The following is a 14536-nucleotide window of genomic DNA, read 5'->3' on the forward strand; positions in this document are numbered from 1 at the left end:
GCCAAGGTCGGCTTCTTCCTTTACTGGAACGGATACCGGTACGAAATGCTCAGTGTGAAGCTCTACGCGGCCCCACCGAACGCCCAGCCCTCCGAACCTGACAGCACCAGTCACTCCCGGGAATCTTTCGGCCCGCTCTCGGCGCCTTTCACGGCAGTGGCGACGGTCGGTCGCGGTACGGAGGCGACCCGATGACCCGACCGTCCCTCGGTGCCGGGACGCGGAGCGATCTGGGCGCCCTGTTCCAGCCGCGGTCGGTCGCGATCGTCGGGGCGTCCTCGAAGGGCGACGGCTTCGGCAACGGGGTGGTCGGCAACCTGCTGGAGGGCGGCTACACCGGCCAGGTGTACCCGGTGCACCGCTCGGCGACGACGGTCGACGGGCTGCCGACGATCCGGTCGTTCGCCGAGCGGGCCGGCGAGATCGACTGCGCGGTTCTGGCGGTGCCCGCCGGCCAGGTCAACCAGTCGCTCAGGGAGGCCGCGGCGGCGGGCATCCGTGCCGCTCTGGTTCTTTCGTCCGGATTCGCCGAGGCCGGCGGCGAGGGCCTGCGGATGGCCCAGGAGATGCGCGACGTGGCCGCGGACCTTGACCTGCGAATCGTCGGGCCGAACTGTCTCGGTGCGGTCAGCTTCGTGGATCGGACGGTCCTGACCTTCCTGCGCGGGGTGGGCAGGATGAGTGCCGCGATGGCCGCCTCGCAGGGGCTCGCGGTTGTGTCGCAGAGTGGCGCGCTCGGGTCGAATCTGCTGCAGGCCTATCGGTATGGCGTGCCGTTCTCGTATTTCGTCGGCACCGGCAACTCGGCGATGCTCGACGTCGGTGACTTCGTCGGGCACCTTTGCCTCGACGAGCGCGTGACCGGGATCTGCCTGCTGTACGAGGGCCTGCGCGAGAACTCGCCGCTGCTTGGGGCCCTGGAGGCCGCGCAGGAGCGCGGAACGCCGGTGGTCGCCGTGAAGGCCGGGCGCTCGGCGGCGGGCCAGCGGGCGGCCAGCTCACACACCGCCTCCGCCGTCGGCGATGACCTCGCCTGCGTGGCGGCGCTGGAGGCGCGCGGGGTCATGGTCGTCGAAGGGCCCGAACAGCTCATCGCGGCCGCGTCCTTCCTCGCCCGCAACCGCCGCCCGTCACCGCGGGTGGGCGGCGTCAGCATCGTGTCGGGATCGGGCGGGATCGGCGTCCTGCTCGCGGACAGCGCCGAGCGCCATGGAGTGCCGCTCGCGACGTTCACCGACGAGACGGCCGAGCGCCTCAAGGCGGTGCTGCCGCCGTATTCCACGGTCGAGAACCCGGTCGACCTCACCGCGGGCTCGATCGGTGGGAACGGGGTCCGAGACGCGCTGAGGGCGCTGACCGAGGATCAGAACACCGCGGCGGCGGTCATCGCCCTGAACACGACGATCCACGACGAGTTCGGTTCGGAGCGGATGACCACCGTGGCGCAGGCGGCGGAGGCCAGCGAGGTGCCGCTCGCCGCCGTCCTGCTGGCCGAGGGACGGTCCGGACCTAGCCTCGACATCCTGGAGAGCTCGCCGCACCTGGGCCTGTTCCGCAGCACGGATCAGTGCATGCGCACGATCGCGCACTGGATGCGGCTCGCCCGGCCAGCCGGGCCCACGCCGGAGCCGGACCGCTCCGTCGACTGGGACCGGGTCGCGTTACTGCTGGCCGGCGCACCCCGAGGAGCGGACGGATTGTTGGACGAGCCGACCAGCCAGGCGGTCCTGGCGGCCGTCGGTGTCGAGGGCCCTCGTCAGATCGTCGTCGACACTCCTGAGGCGGTACGCACCCGCGGCTGGGCCCACTACCCGGCGGTGGCGAAGGTGGTGTCGGCCGATCTCCAGCACAAGGCACGCTACGGCGGGGTGGTCGTCGGCGTGCTGGACGAGGAGGCGTTGGTCGCGGCCTGCTCGACGATCGAGGCCAACGTGTCCGGCCAGTCGTTCCCGGTCCGGATCTCGGGCTATCTCGTCCAGGAGATGGCACTGGGCACGCAGGAGCTGCTTCTCGGCGCGTTGCGTGACCCCGTCTACGGCCCGATCGTCGTGATCGGCCAAGGCGGCGGGGGAGCAGGACGGCGGTCCTCGGCGCGTGCCACGGCGGCGCCGCTCACCCGGGCGCGCGCGGCGGAGCTGGTGGCTGGGGCGCCCGCGACCGCGGCCCTGCCCGACGGCGTCCAGTCGTCCGTCGCTCACCTCGCTGTGCGGCTCGGCGAGCTGATGACCCGGTTCCCGCGGGTCGCCGAGCTGGAGGTCAACCCGTTGCTGGTGACCCACGACAGGCGCGTCGTCGGCGTCGACGCGGTCGTGCGGGTCACGTCCTGACCAGGGGAGCCGCCGCTCTCCCGCTCCCGGCGGGGCAGCGGCGGCCCGCCGGGGAATGCCACGGGCCACGCGGGAAGGCCGGCGGGCATCGCGAAAGGCCTCGCGATGCCCGCCGGCCGCTGACTTCCGGGCCGGCACCCCCTACGGGGTCAGCACGCCGGTGATCGGCTGCCACCACCAGCTCAGGTGCGGCTCGATCATGGTGTCGGTCAACGTGATCCTGGGTGGCCTGCCGGCCGCGACCGCCTCGGCGCGCTCGGCGCGCTGGCCGACAATGGCGTCCTGGGCGGTGGGCACGTTCCCGGCGGCGATCCGGTAGATCACCAGGTGCTGCCACTGCGGCTTCTCCAGGTACTGCGCCACCGGATCCGCGGCTGCCTCCGGCGCGGCGATGAACCGTTCCGCGGACTTGAACCCGTCGAGCTTGAAAACGACGTCGTGGGCGTGCTGGCTGTACCACGCCTGAAACTCGTCGTCCGTACCAGGAACGTTGTTCGAGAAAACAGTGAACAGGCAGTCGTCCTCGGCGTCGGCGCTGTCCGTTGGATGATCGATCCTTTCCAGCGGTGTGTACCACGCGGACGACGCACCGACGATCCCCGGATTCGCCTGGTACAGGGTGTCCTGGGGGTCGTGGTCGCCCGACTGCTTGACTTTGCGCAGCTCACTGATCGAGGCCAGGGCGTCGGAGAGCCGGCCGGCCTGGAGCTCCCAGATGGCGATGTACCCGTAGCGGCGTTCCTTGAGCTGACGCTCGGTCAGCTCGTAGCGCTGGAGGGTGGCGTAGCCCTCCCTGCGATGAAAGACGTCGGGTGCGTGGACATTGTTGTACCAGTTGTGGTAGGCGTCCTCCTGGCCGGGCTTGGCGCTGGAAAGGACGACCATCCGGTCCGGGCGCATACGCGTTCCCTCCTGACCCGTCGACTCAGCGGCCCGAGCGTAGGCCCGCGGAATGGATCACACTACGGGCCGTCCCGGCCACTGGGAACTGTGCTTTTGTCGCTTTTCATGCGCGGGTAGCGTCCGGCGACGAACACCCGCACTGCGTGAGGAGTCGCCGAATGGCACTGGCGGATGACCTTCGAGTCATCGACACGGACACCCACGTGACCGAACCGCCGGATCTGTGGACGTCCCGTCTCTCCTCGAAGTGGGGAGATCTTCGCCCACGCGTCGCGTACAACGCCGACTGGGGAATGGACTGCTGGCTTGTCGGGAACCGCTGGCTGAACCCGGTCGGCTACTACAACTACGCGGGCTGGCACGAGCACCCCCCGGCGTTCCCGCCGGACCTCGCGCGGTCCGACGCCGCCGGCTTCGACCCGGCCGAACGGCTGCGGCGCATGGACGAGTTCGGCCTGTACGCCCAGGTTCTCTATCCCAACGTGATCGGGTTCGAGACCCAGTCCTTCCTGGAGATCGGCGACCCGGGGCTGGCGCTGGAGTGTGTGCGGGCGTACAACGACTTTCTCACCGACTTCGCCAGTGCCGACCCACGGCGGCTGCTCCCGATCTCGATGCTGCCGTACTGGGACGTCGAGGCGAGCATCGCGGAGATGGAGCGGTGTCGGGAGAACGGCCACCGCGGCGTGCTCTGGGCGGCCAAGCTGCACGCGCTGGGCTACCCGCGGATCAACTCCGGGCACTGGGACGACGTCTACGCCGCGGCGCAGGACCTGGAGATGTCGCTCAACCTGCACATCGGGATCGGCGCGTTCACCAACGATGACCTGAAGTTCCGGGAGCTCAACCGGGAGGACTTCAAGCTCACGGCCTACATCGCCGACACCGCGAGCAGCTTCACGAGCAACATCCAGACCATCTCGACGCTGCTGGCCAGCGACACCTTCGACCGGTTCCCGCGGCTGCAGGCCGTCTCGGTCGAGAGCGGCTGGGGGTACCTGCCCTTCCTGATGGAGGCGCTCGACTGGCAGTGGAAGAACTCGGCCGGCCCGACGCTGTACCCGCACCGCCGGCTCCCGTCCGAGAAGTTCTTCAGCAACATGTACGGCACCTTCTGGTTCGAGCGCCGGACCCTGGAGTACCTCGCGCTGCACCCCGAGTACGCCGACCGGGTCATGTTCGAGACGGACTTCCCGCACCCGACGAGCCTGGCCCCCGGGCCCGCCTCCACGGCGCGGACGCCTCGGGAAATGATCGAGGACGCCTTCCGTGACGTGCCCCGGGAGATCGCGGCGAAGGTCCTGCACGGCAACGCCGCCCGGCTCTACCACGTCGCGTAGCCGGCTCGATGCGTGCCCACGCGGGTGGAAGGCGCCGTGCTGGTGGAAGGGCCGTGCTGGTCGAAGGGGCCGTGCTGGTGGAAGGAACCTGCTGGTGGAAGGGACCGTGAGGCACCCATGACGAGCGGCGACGCCTCCGAGCTGGTTCGCGCGGCGCTCCCGGAGTGTCTGGAGCGCGGCGAGATCGGGCTACAGGTCGCGGTCTGGGCCGACGGGCGGCTCGTGGTCGACGAGGCGGCCGGCCTGCTCGCTCCCGACGGGGCCGCGCCGATGACGACCGGGACACCGCTGCCGGTCTTCTCGGTGACCAAGGCGATCACCGCGACGGCGCTGCACCTGCAGGCCGAGCGCGGCCTCGTCGACTACGAGGCCCCGGTCGCGCGGTACTGGCCGCGGTTCGCGGTCAACGGCAAGGACCGGATGACCGTTCGCGACGTGCTGTCGCACCGATCCGGGATCCCCCAGATGCCCGAGGGGGTGACACCCGAGCTGATGGCGGACTGGGACTGGATGGTGGACCGGATCGCCGGCTACACCCCCGCGTTCCCGCCGGGGACGAAGAACGGATACCAGTCGCTGGTGTTCGGCTGGACGGTCGGCGAGATCGTCCGGCGCACCGACCCGCGCGGGCGCGGCTTCGCCGGGTTCGTCCAGGACGAGATCTTCACGCCGCTGGCGATGACCGACTGCTGGATGGGCGCGCCGGCCGACGAGCTGCACCGGGTCCCGGCTCTGGTCGGCGTCGGGGCGACGGAGGTCCGCCAGCTGGGCGGCGAAGGGCCCGGCGAGCTGGCGAAGCGGGCGATGCCCGCCGCCGTGGCCCCGAGCGCCACTGTCCACAACCTGCCGGTGGTGCGCGGCGCGGTGCTGCCCGGCGCGGGCGCGATCGGCCCCGCGCACTCCCTGGTGCGCCTGTTCGCCCTGCTCGCCGGCGGCGGGGAGCTCGACGGTGTGCGGCTGCTGTCCGAGCGGCGCGTGCGGGCGTGCCTCGCGCCGCGGGAGAACCCCGACGAGCTTGACACCGTGTTCGGTGGCGGGAACCGGATCGCCCCGCCGATCGGCCGGGGCGGCTACTGGACCGCGCACGACCTGTTCGGCGGTGGGCCGGTGCTGTGCCACCCGGGCGCCGGAGCCTCGATCGGCTGGGCGAACGTGGACACCGGCCTCGCGCTGGTGGTCACGCACAACCGGATGTTCGGCTTCGACCCCCGCCTGCACGAGGTCCGTGACCACCCGTTCTTCCCGATCCTGGCAGCGCTGTCCACCGCGTATCCCGAATCCTTCGCATCGGCGTCCGGATCATGAGGACCGGCAGCATCGCCGTCGAGACCGACGGCCCGATCGCTCAGTTGGTCATCGACAAGCCGACCGCCGCGAACGCGCTGACGCCTGACGACGTGCTGGCGCTCGTCGCGGCCTACGAGGAACTCGACGCGGCCGGCGCGGCCAAGGTGATCGTGCTGTCGGGCCGGGGCCGAGGCTTCTGCGCGGGTCACGACCTGCGGCGCCCCGGCGCCGTCGAGGGATCCGCCGGCGGCCCTGAGCCGTCCGGCGCGGCAGCCGGTGCGCAGGCCGGCTCGGCCGGCGAACCCGAGTCCGGCGTCCTGGACGACTGGCGCGGGCTGCGGCGGTCGAGCCGAGCGCTGTTGCGGATGCGCGACGGCGACACCCCGGTGCTGGCCCGGGTGCACGGCTACTGTCTGGGCAGCGGAGTGGACCTGATGCTCATGTGCGACCTCGCGGTGGCGACGACGACGTGCCGGTTCTCGCACCCGGCGATCCGGGCGGCCGGCGGTACGCCCAACGCCATGGCCTACCCGTCCTGGATCGGCACGGCGCGCACGAAGGAGTTCCTCTGGGTGACCCCGGAGCTGACCGGCATCGAGGCCGCGGCCTGGGGGATGGTCAACCGCGCCGTGCTGCCGGAGGAGCTCGACGACACGGTGGGGGAGTGGGCCGCGCGGATCGCGAGCCTGCCCAAGGACAACATCACGATCCAACGGCAGCACCTGCGCCGGATCCAGGACCTCGCCGGGTTCCGGCAGGCGATCGAGCTTGGCGCCGATCTGGACACTCTCGCGCACACCAGCAGCGCCACCAGCGCCTGGCGGTCCGTCATCGCCGAGGACGGCCTCCCCGAGGCGATCCGTCGCCGCGACCAGGCGTTCCGTCACCCTCGCGGCGGGTGACCGAGCCGCGCCCTGGACTGACGGATTACGCACGCATGCTGAACGGAGAAGAACGTGGAACGAGACTGGACGAGCATCGACAACCGCCTGAACGATCCCCTCTGGTACCGCGAGCGTGCGGAGTTCCTCGCGGCCTACCGGCTTCTTCGCGACGAGGACCCGGTCCACTGGGCGAAGGATGAGGCGTATGGCCGGTCCTTCTGGTTTCTTACCCGGCATGAGCACGTCAAGCAGGCCCTGGGCGACCACATGACCTTCAGCAGCCGTCACCTGTGGACGGTCGGGCGGCCGCCCCGGTCGCCGCGCCGGTTCACGCTGGAACAGCGGTACGAGCTGGGCCTGGAAGCCCGCGTGGTCAACGTCGACCCACCCATCCACACCTACCTCCGGCGCCCGATGAACCGCTACTTCAGCGTCCCGTCGATCGCCAAGCTGACCGACCAGATCCAGCGGTACTCCGACGAGGTCGTCGACCGGGCGCGGGGCCTGGAGAAGTTCGACCTGGTCGAGGAGGTGGCCGCCCAGCTCCCCGTCCGGGTGATCCTGGGCATGCTCGGGGTTCCGGAGGAGGACTGGGCCCTCGTGCGGAACGCGGCCGGCATGTACACCCAGAGCCACGACCCACGCTTCCTCGTGGACGACGACCCGGTGAAGACCGCCGAGACCGGCCTGCGGCAGCTCATCGACTACGCCATGGACCTGGCCGAGGAGCGCAAGCGTGAGCCCAGGGACGACTTCGCCACGGTCGTGACCGAGATGAAGATCGAGGGCGAGAAACTCAGTACCTACGAGCTGCGCGGCTGGTTCAGCGCCCTGATCCTCGGCGGCATCGAGACCTCGCGCAACGCCATCAGCGCCGGCCTTTGGCAGCTGCTCGTGCATCCAGACCAGCGCGAGATCTTCCTGTCCGCGCCGGCGGGCCGGGCACTGGACCTGGTCGACGAGGTCATCCGGTGGACCAGCCCGGCGCGTTCCCTGCTGCGGGTGGCCACGCGTGACGTCGAGATGGGCGGCAAGGAGATCCGGCAGGGCGACTGGGTGCTGCTGTCCCTCATCTCGGCCAACCACGACGAACGCGTCTTCGAGGACCCGGGGCGGTTCGACCTGCGGCGCGACCCGGTCGACCATGTCGGCCTGGGCGACGGGATCCACAAGTGCCTGGGCCGGAACCTGCTCCGCCTCGAGTTCACGACCCTCGCCAGGACCCTTCTTCAGGCGTTCCCGGACATGAGCTGCGCCGGCGAGCCGACCTGGATGCTGGACGTGAACGGCTCGGGGCTGGCCTCGCTCGAGGTCCGTCCCTACGCGGCGGCCTGAGGACTCTCGATGTCGATCAAAGTGACCTTCCGCCTCGCCGACGGCTCGGCCCGTGTCGTGGTGGCCGAGCCCGGCACCAGCGTCATGCGCGTCGCCGTGGAGAACGGCGTCCCGGGCATCGTCGGCGAGTGCGGCGGCGAGATGTCCTGCGCCACCTGCCACGTCCACGTCGACCCCGACCTCGCGTTTCGGTCCATGAGCGCCGACGAGGAGGACATGCTGGAGGCCGTCGACGACCGGCTGCCGACCAGCCGCCTCGGCTGCCAGCTCATCCTGCGCGACGAGCTCGGCGAGATCGCGGTGACGGTCCCGTCGTGACGCCGAGCCCGTCCGCGGACGGCACCTACGACGTGGTCGTCGTGGGCGGTGGCCACGCGGGAACACAGGTCGTGACCGAGCTGGTGGCCGCCGGCTTCGACGGCCGGATCGCGCTCGTCGAGGCCGGCGCGCGCCGGCCGTACGAGCGGCCGCCCCTGTCCAAGGGCCTGCTCAAGGGCGACGTCGAGGAGGGCCAGCTCGACCTGCGGGCCGACGCGTTCTGGCAGAACGCGGGCGTCGAGCTCCGCACGGACCAGACAGTGGTCCTGGTCGACGCCGGCCGCGGCCTGGTGGAGACGAGCCGCGGCGCGACGCTGCGGTTCGGCCGGCTCGTCTGGGCGGCCGGTGGCAGCCCGCGCCGCCTGGACCTGCCGGGCTTCACGCTCGCGGGGGTTCACCAGCTCGCCTCGATCGACGACGCGCTTCGGCTCAGGGCGGCGATCAGGGCGGGCGGGCGGTTCGTCCTGGTCGGCGGCGGGTTCATCGGCCTGGAGGTGGCGGCGGCGTGCGCCGAGGCGGGCGTCGCGACGCACGTTCTCGAGCGTGCGGACCGGCTTCTGGAACGCGTCACCGGCCCCGAGGTGTCCGACTACTTCCGCCGGCTGCACGAAGGCGCCGGGGTCGAGATCTCCCTCGGCGCGGACGTGGTGGGCTTCGAGTCGGGCGACGGCGCGACGGTCTCGGCCGTCGCGCTCGCGTCCGGGGAGTCCGTCCCCGCCGACCGGGTGCTCGTCGCGGTCGGCCTCGTGCCCAACGTCGAGCCGCTGCGGCGGGCCGGCGCCAGCGTCACCGACGGCCTGGACGTCGACGCGGCGGGGGCGACGAGCCTCCCGCGCGTCTTCGCGGCCGGCGACTGCGCCCGGTTCCCGCACGCGCGGCGCGGTCCGACCCGGCTGGAGTCGATCAACAACGCGGTCGAACAGGCGAAGGTCATCGCCGCGAACATCCTGGGCGGCGAGCCGCGGGCGGCCTACGCCCCGGTGCCCAGGTTCTGGTCGAACCAGTACGCGACGAGGTTCAAGTCGGTCGGGCTGGTCGGGCGGGACGACGAGCGGCTGGTCCGCGGCGACGCCACGTCCGCCAGCTTCAGCGTCGTCTACCTCCACGACGGAGCCGTCACCGCGCTCGACTGTGTGAACAACACGCGTGACTACGTGGCCGGCGCGAAGGTTCTCGGCGCCCGGCTCGCGACGGACCTGGCCCGCGACCCGGCCCGCCCGTTGGCCGAGGCCGTGCTACCAGCCTGACGGCGGGCGCCGGCCCGCCGCTGCCGCTGGCTCGCTCGATCGAGCCAGCGGCAGGGCTTGGGGCCCTGGCAGCGCCTACCCGTCGACGATGGACCAGGCGCGGCTGAGCGCGTTGCGCGACGCCTGGCGGAACCGCTCGCCGAGTGGCGCTGGCGCTAGCCCGGCGCGGGCACGGGCGTAGGTGCCCTCCAGGATGACGCCCAGCTTGAAGCAGGCGAGGACCGTGTACCACTCGACGTGGCCAACCGGCCTGGTGGTGGTCCTGGCGTAGCTCTCGACCAGCTCAGCCGGGGTGGGGAAGCCGTCCCAGGGCTCGGCCCCCTTGACGCCGGGCGCCCGCGGGTCGCCGTCCGGCCAGGTCGCGAGCAGCCAGCCGAGGTCGATCAGCGGGTCGCCGAGGGTCGACAGCTCCCAGTCGATGACGCCGATGACCTCCGGGCGGTCGTGCGCCACCATCACGTTGGCCAGGTGGAAGTCGCCGTGGATCAGGCCCGGGGTGAAGGCCGCCGGCTTGCGGTCGGCGAGCCAGCGCCCGATCTCGTCGACGTGCGGCGGCCGCCGGTCCGGTGGGTAGCCCGCCAGCTCCCGGTAGGACTCGAGCTGACGCAGCCAGCGCGTGACCTGCCGGTCGAGGTAGCCCTCGGCGCGGCCGAAGTCGGCCAGCCCGATCGCCGCGTAGTCGACGTCGCCGACGCGGGCGGCCGTGGCCGCGACCTCCAGCCCCAGCTGGTGACGCCACCGCGGCTCGGCGACGTACCCGGGCGGCAGCGCGACGTTCGGGTTGGCCCCGTCCAGCGGCGCCATCAGGTAGAAGGCCGCGCCGAGGACCGCCGGGTCGGCGCAGCCGGCGACGTAGGCCGGGTGTGGCACATCCGTCCCCGCGAGCGCGGCCAGCAGCCGCATCTCGCGGCGCATCGTGTCGTCGTCGCGGGGCTTCTTGTGCACCGGCGGCCGGCGCAGCACGTAGTCGGCGCCGCCCGCGCGCAGCCGCAGCAGCACGTTCTGCGTCCCGCCGGAGATCGCCTCGACGACCTCGACCGGCCCGGCCGCGACGCCCTCCCGGCGCAGCCAGCCGGCCAGCGCCGCCAGATCGACACCGTAGCGAGCCGCGTCGACGCTCACGAGGGGCTCCACAGCAGCCCGCCGTCGACCTTGAGGACCGCGCCGGACGTGAAGCTCGACGCGGGTCCGGCCAGGTAGAGCGCGGCGCCCACGATCTCCTCCGGCCGCCCGGCCCGCTGGAGCGGAATCTCCCGCTGGGCCCGCTCGGTGAAGGCCGCCATGTCCCACGACCTGGCCACGTCGGTCAGGAACGGCCCGGCCATGATGACGTTCGCGCGGACCTTCGGCCCGTAGGCGTGCGCGATCCCGGTCGACAGCGCGTGCAGGCCCGCCTTGGCGATCCCGTAGGGCAGCTCGTGCGCCTTGGGCCGGCCGGCGGCGATGCTGCTGACACTGACGATGCTGCCGCCGTCCGGCAGCCCGGCCATGTGCTCGGCGGCGAGCACCGACAGCCGGAACGGGCCCTTCAGGTTGACGGCGAGCACCTTGTCGTAGAGGTCCTCGGTGACCTCGGGCAGCGACGGGTAGAGGGGCGACATCCCGGCGTTGTTGACCAGCACGTCGAGGTGGCCGAGCCGGTCCACGACGGTCTCGACGAGCGCCTGGCAGGCCGGCCAGTGCCCGACGTGGCACGGGACGGGCAGCGCGGCGCGGCCGGTGGCCGCGGTGATCTCGGCGGCGACGCCGTCGCAGGCGTCGGCCTTGCGGCTGGCGACGACGACGGTCGCGCCGGCCTCGGCGAAGGCGAACGCCATGGCCCGGCCGAGGCCCCGGGTCGCCCCGGTGATCACCGCGACCTTCCCGGCCAGCTCGTCGCTCACCGCTCGTCCACGAGGAGCAGGTCCGGGACCTCGGCCGTGTACTTCGCCAGTGCCTCGGCGCGCAGCCGTGGCAGGTGGCCGGTGGGGAACAGGCCGTCGTGCGCCTCATGCTCGCGCAGCACCAGCCGGCCGAGGTTCATCCGGTGGATGTCGGTCGCCCCGTCGGCGAGCCCCAGGTAGAAGGAGTCGAGCACCCAGCGCGCCAGCGGCAGCTCGTCGGAGATCCCGAGTGAGCCGTGCAGCTGCACCGCGCGGGCGGCGACGTCGTGCACGACGGTCGGCAGAGCGATCTTCACCGCCGCGATGTCGGTGCGGACCCGGTTGTAGTCCTGGTACCGGTCGATGCGGGCCGCGGTGCGCAGCACGAGCAGCCGGAACTGCTCGATCTGCAGCCAGGTGTCGGCGATCATGGCCTGGACGAGCTGGGTGTCCGCGAGCAGCCGTCCGCCGGAGCGGCGGGACAACGCCCGCTCGCACATCATGTCCAGGGCGCGGCGGACCAGTCCCACCGAGCGCATCGCGTGGTGGACCCGGCCGCCACCGAGCCGGACCTGCGCGACCACGAAGCCGCCGCCGCGCTCGCCGAGCAGGTTCGCTCCGGGGATGCGGACGTTGTCGTAGCGGACGTAGGAGTGGGTGCCCGTCCCCGGCAGGTCGCCGTAGTTGGCGACGTTGCGGATGATCTCGAAGCCGGGTGTGGCCGTCGGCACGATGAACATCGACAGCCGCCGGTGGCGCCGCGCGTCCGGCTCGGTCACCGCGAGGACCAGCGCGAAGGCGGCGAACGCGGCGTTGGACGAGAACCACTTCTCGCCGTTGAGCACCCACTCGTCGCCGTCCGGCTCGGCCCGCAGGGTGAACTCGGTCGGGTCCGAGCCGCCCTGCGGCTCGGTCATCGAGAAGCAGGAGACGATCTCGTTGTCCAGCAGCGGGCGCAGATAACGCCGCTGGTGCTCGGCGGTCCCGAACCGGGCCAGGATCTCGGCGTTGCCGGAGTCCGGCGCCTGGCAGCCGAACACGACCGGGGCGCAGCGGGACCGGCCGAGGATCTCGTTGAGCAGGCCGAGCCGGACCTGGCCGTACCCGGGTCCGCCGAGCTCGGGGCCGAGATGGCAGGCCCACAGGCCGGCCTCGCGCACCTGCCGCTGCAGCGGGGGGACCAGCGCGGCCCGGCGCGGGTCGGCCAGGTCGCAGGGGTGGCCGAGCACCTGGTCGAGCGGCTCGACCTCGGTGCTGACGAACTCGTCGGCCCAGCGCAGCTTGGCCGCGAACTCCTCGCCGACGGCGAAGTCCAGGTCCTCGCCCTGCTCGGGCGCGATCATGCGTCCGCCAGCGGGAGGATGTTGTCGCGGGCGAAGGCCTTGGCCCACTCGGCGAGCTGGTCGACCTCGATGGCGCCGGCGGGCGAGCGCGGCGGGTCCACGACGATCCGGGTCGCGCCGGCGTCGAAGAGCTCCTTGAAGCCGGTCGCGGCCTTCAGGAGCGAGCGGTCGGAGACGGTGACCTCGAACGGCCCGGTGCGGCCGAGCTCGGCGCGCCGGCCGTGCAGGTCCCTGACCCGCTCGCCGAAGACGTCGACGGTCCGGGAGCCGACCTCGATCCAGCCGTCGCCGAGCTCCGCGGTCCGCCGCAGCGCCGCCGCCGACTTGCCGCCGATCTCGATCGGGATCGACCTGTGCACCGGCTTGGGCCGGAACCTGGTCGGGCCGAAGTCGAAGAACTCGTCGTGGACCTCGGTGACGTCCTCGGTCCACAGCGCACGCAGCGCCCTGATGGTCGCGTCGGTGCGCCGGCCCCGGTCCTTGAAGGCCTGCCCGACCCAGTCGAACTCCGCGTCGAGCCAGCCGACGCCGATCCCGAGGACCGCCCGGCCGCCGGACAGCCGGTCCAGCGTGACCAGGCTGCGGGCCGTCGGCAGCGGATGCCGCAGCGGCAGGATGAAGACTCCGGTGGCGAGCTTGACCCGCTCGGTCGCGGCGGCCAGGTACGACAGCCACAGCCACGGGTCGTACAGCGCCACGTCGGTGCCGAACGGCAGAGTCCCGTCGGACCGGTAGGGGTAGTCGGTCGGCATCTCGACGGGCAGCGCGAGATGGTCGGGCACCCAGATCGACTCGAAGCCCGCGTCCTCGTAGATCTCCGCGATGGCTTTGCAGTCCCGCATCCGGGCGCCGGTGATGCGCACGCCGAACTTGCCCATGAATCCTCTCAACCTGGGTAGTGGGGAGCGGTGCGCGTCGCGGTGACTCAGCGCGGCGCCATGCGCAGGGCGCCGTCGAGGCGGATGGTCTCGCCGTTGAGGTAGGCGTTGCGCAGGATCGTCGTCGCCAGGTCCGCGTACTCGGCCGGCTGGCCGAGGCGCTGCGGGTTCGGCACCGTCGCGGCGAGGGCGAGCCTGATGTCCTCGCGCAGCCGGCCGAGCAGGGGGGTGTCGAGCAGGCCCGGCGCGATCGTGCAGACCCGGATCCTCCGGTTGGCCAGGTCCCGCGCGGCGACCAGCGTCATCGCGGCGACGCCGCCCTTGGACGCGGAGTAGGCGATCTGGCCGATCTGCCCGTCGAACGCGGCGACGGACGCGGTCAGCACGCACGCGCCCCGCTCGCCGTCGATCTCCTCGTTCTTCGCCATGCTCGCCGCCGCGAGCCGCAGCACGTTGTACGTCCCGACCAGGTTCACCCGCAGGATCCGCGTGAAGTCCTCCAGGGTGCCGGGCGTGCCGTCGCGGCCGACGAGCCGGATGGCGTTGCCGATCCCGGCGCAGTGCACCAGGGCGCGCAGCGGGCCGATGCCCTCCGCCGTGCGCACCGCGGCCTCGACGTCGTCCGGCTCGGCGACGTCACCCGGCGCGAAGGTGGCCAGCGGGCCGAGCTCGGCGGCGACCTCCTTGCCGCGCGACGCCGGCAGGTCGAGGATCACCACCCGGGCGCCCTCGTCGATCAGGCGGGCCGCCGAGGCAGCCCCGAGACCGGAGGCGCCTCCGGTGACGAGCGCGACAGTTCCGTCCAGGTTCAC

At 72.1% G+C, this 14536-nt stretch carries 13 protein-coding genes; 7 read left to right on the forward strand and 6 right to left on the reverse strand.

The genetic code is table 11. The features are described from left to right. The first annotated feature begins 191 nt into the window (after nt 1–191). Nucleotides 192–2327, forward strand: a complete 2136-nt coding sequence (locus FRAEUI1C_RS16020) for an acetate--CoA ligase family protein (protein ID WP_013424352.1) — start codon at nt 192–194, stop codon at nt 2325–2327. A gap of 141 nt (nt 2328–2468) precedes the next feature. Here the strand turns inward: FRAEUI1C_RS16020 and FRAEUI1C_RS16025 are convergent, their stop codons facing one another. After that, the gene (locus FRAEUI1C_RS16025) at nt 2469–3227 is read right to left on the reverse strand and encodes a hypothetical protein (RefSeq protein ID WP_013424353.1); all 759 of its coding nucleotides are present in this window, start codon (nt 3225–3227) and stop codon (nt 2469–2471) included. Nucleotides 3228–3388: 161 nt separating this feature from the next. Here FRAEUI1C_RS16025 and FRAEUI1C_RS16030 point away from each other — a divergent pair, with 161 nt between their 5' ends. The 6 genes from FRAEUI1C_RS16030 (at nt 3389) to FRAEUI1C_RS16055 (ending at nt 9641) form a co-directional block, all read left to right on the forward strand. Beyond that, on the forward strand, nt 3389–4570 hold the full coding sequence (locus FRAEUI1C_RS16030; protein ID WP_013424354.1) for an amidohydrolase family protein: 1182 nt from the start codon (nt 3389–3391) through the stop codon (nt 4568–4570). A 117-nt stretch (nt 4571–4687) separates the two neighbouring features. After that, on the forward strand, nt 4688–5875 hold the full coding sequence (locus tag FRAEUI1C_RS16035) for a serine hydrolase domain-containing protein (RefSeq protein ID WP_013424355.1): 1188 nt from the start codon (nt 4688–4690) through the stop codon (nt 5873–5875). Further along, nucleotides 5872–6759: an enoyl-CoA hydratase-related protein gene (locus FRAEUI1C_RS16040; RefSeq protein ID WP_013424356.1), complete on the forward strand. Its 888-nt coding sequence runs from the start codon at nt 5872–5874 to the stop codon at nt 6757–6759. Before FRAEUI1C_RS16035 ends, FRAEUI1C_RS16040 begins: the two co-directional genes overlap by 4 nt. A gap of 54 nt (nt 6760–6813) precedes the next feature. Next, complete coding sequence (locus FRAEUI1C_RS16045) at nt 6814–8076, forward strand: cytochrome P450 (RefSeq protein WP_013424357.1); 1263 nt, start codon at nt 6814–6816, stop codon at nt 8074–8076. Nucleotides 8077–8085: 9 nt separating this feature from the next. Next, nucleotides 8086–8394 (forward strand): 2Fe-2S iron-sulfur cluster-binding protein, encoded by a 309-nt coding sequence (locus tag FRAEUI1C_RS16050; RefSeq protein ID WP_013424358.1) that lies wholly within the window; start codon nt 8086–8088, stop codon nt 8392–8394. Beyond that, complete coding sequence (locus FRAEUI1C_RS16055; RefSeq protein ID WP_013424359.1) at nt 8391–9641, forward strand: NAD(P)/FAD-dependent oxidoreductase; 1251 nt, start codon at nt 8391–8393, stop codon at nt 9639–9641. Before FRAEUI1C_RS16050 ends, FRAEUI1C_RS16055 begins: the two co-directional genes overlap by 4 nt. A 75-nt stretch (nt 9642–9716) precedes the next feature. Here the strand turns inward: FRAEUI1C_RS16055 and FRAEUI1C_RS16060 are convergent, their stop codons facing one another. The 5 genes from FRAEUI1C_RS16060 to FRAEUI1C_RS16080 are packed head-to-tail and all read right to left on the reverse strand — an operon-like array spanning nt 9717 to nt 14536. Then, nucleotides 9717–10763, reverse strand: a complete 1047-nt coding sequence (locus FRAEUI1C_RS16060; protein WP_013424360.1) for a phosphotransferase family protein — start codon at nt 10761–10763, stop codon at nt 9717–9719. After that, nucleotides 10760–11524 carry an SDR family NAD(P)-dependent oxidoreductase gene (locus tag FRAEUI1C_RS16065; protein ID WP_013424361.1) on the reverse strand — a complete coding sequence of 255 codons (765 nt, stop codon included), beginning with the start codon at nt 11522–11524 and terminating at the stop codon, nt 10760–10762. The genes FRAEUI1C_RS16060 and FRAEUI1C_RS16065 overlap by 4 nt, the downstream gene beginning before the upstream one ends. Further along, nucleotides 11521–12846: an acyl-CoA dehydrogenase family protein gene (locus FRAEUI1C_RS16070; protein WP_013424362.1), complete on the reverse strand. Its 1326-nt coding sequence runs from the start codon at nt 12844–12846 to the stop codon at nt 11521–11523. Before FRAEUI1C_RS16070 ends, FRAEUI1C_RS16065 begins: the two co-directional genes overlap by 4 nt. Continuing rightward, nucleotides 12843–13724 carry an LLM class F420-dependent oxidoreductase gene (locus FRAEUI1C_RS16075; protein WP_013424363.1) on the reverse strand — a complete coding sequence of 294 codons (882 nt, stop codon included), beginning with the start codon at nt 13722–13724 and terminating at the stop codon, nt 12843–12845. The genes FRAEUI1C_RS16070 and FRAEUI1C_RS16075 overlap by 4 nt, the downstream gene beginning before the upstream one ends. Nucleotides 13725–13771: 47 nt before the next feature. Further along, on the reverse strand, nt 13772–14536 hold the full coding sequence (locus FRAEUI1C_RS16080) for an SDR family NAD(P)-dependent oxidoreductase (RefSeq protein WP_013424364.1): 765 nt from the start codon (nt 14534–14536) through the stop codon (nt 13772–13774).

The organism is Pseudofrankia inefficax (genome assembly GCF_000166135.1).
Taxonomy (GTDB): Bacteria; Actinomycetota; Actinomycetes; order Frankiales; family Frankiaceae; genus Pseudofrankia; species Pseudofrankia inefficax.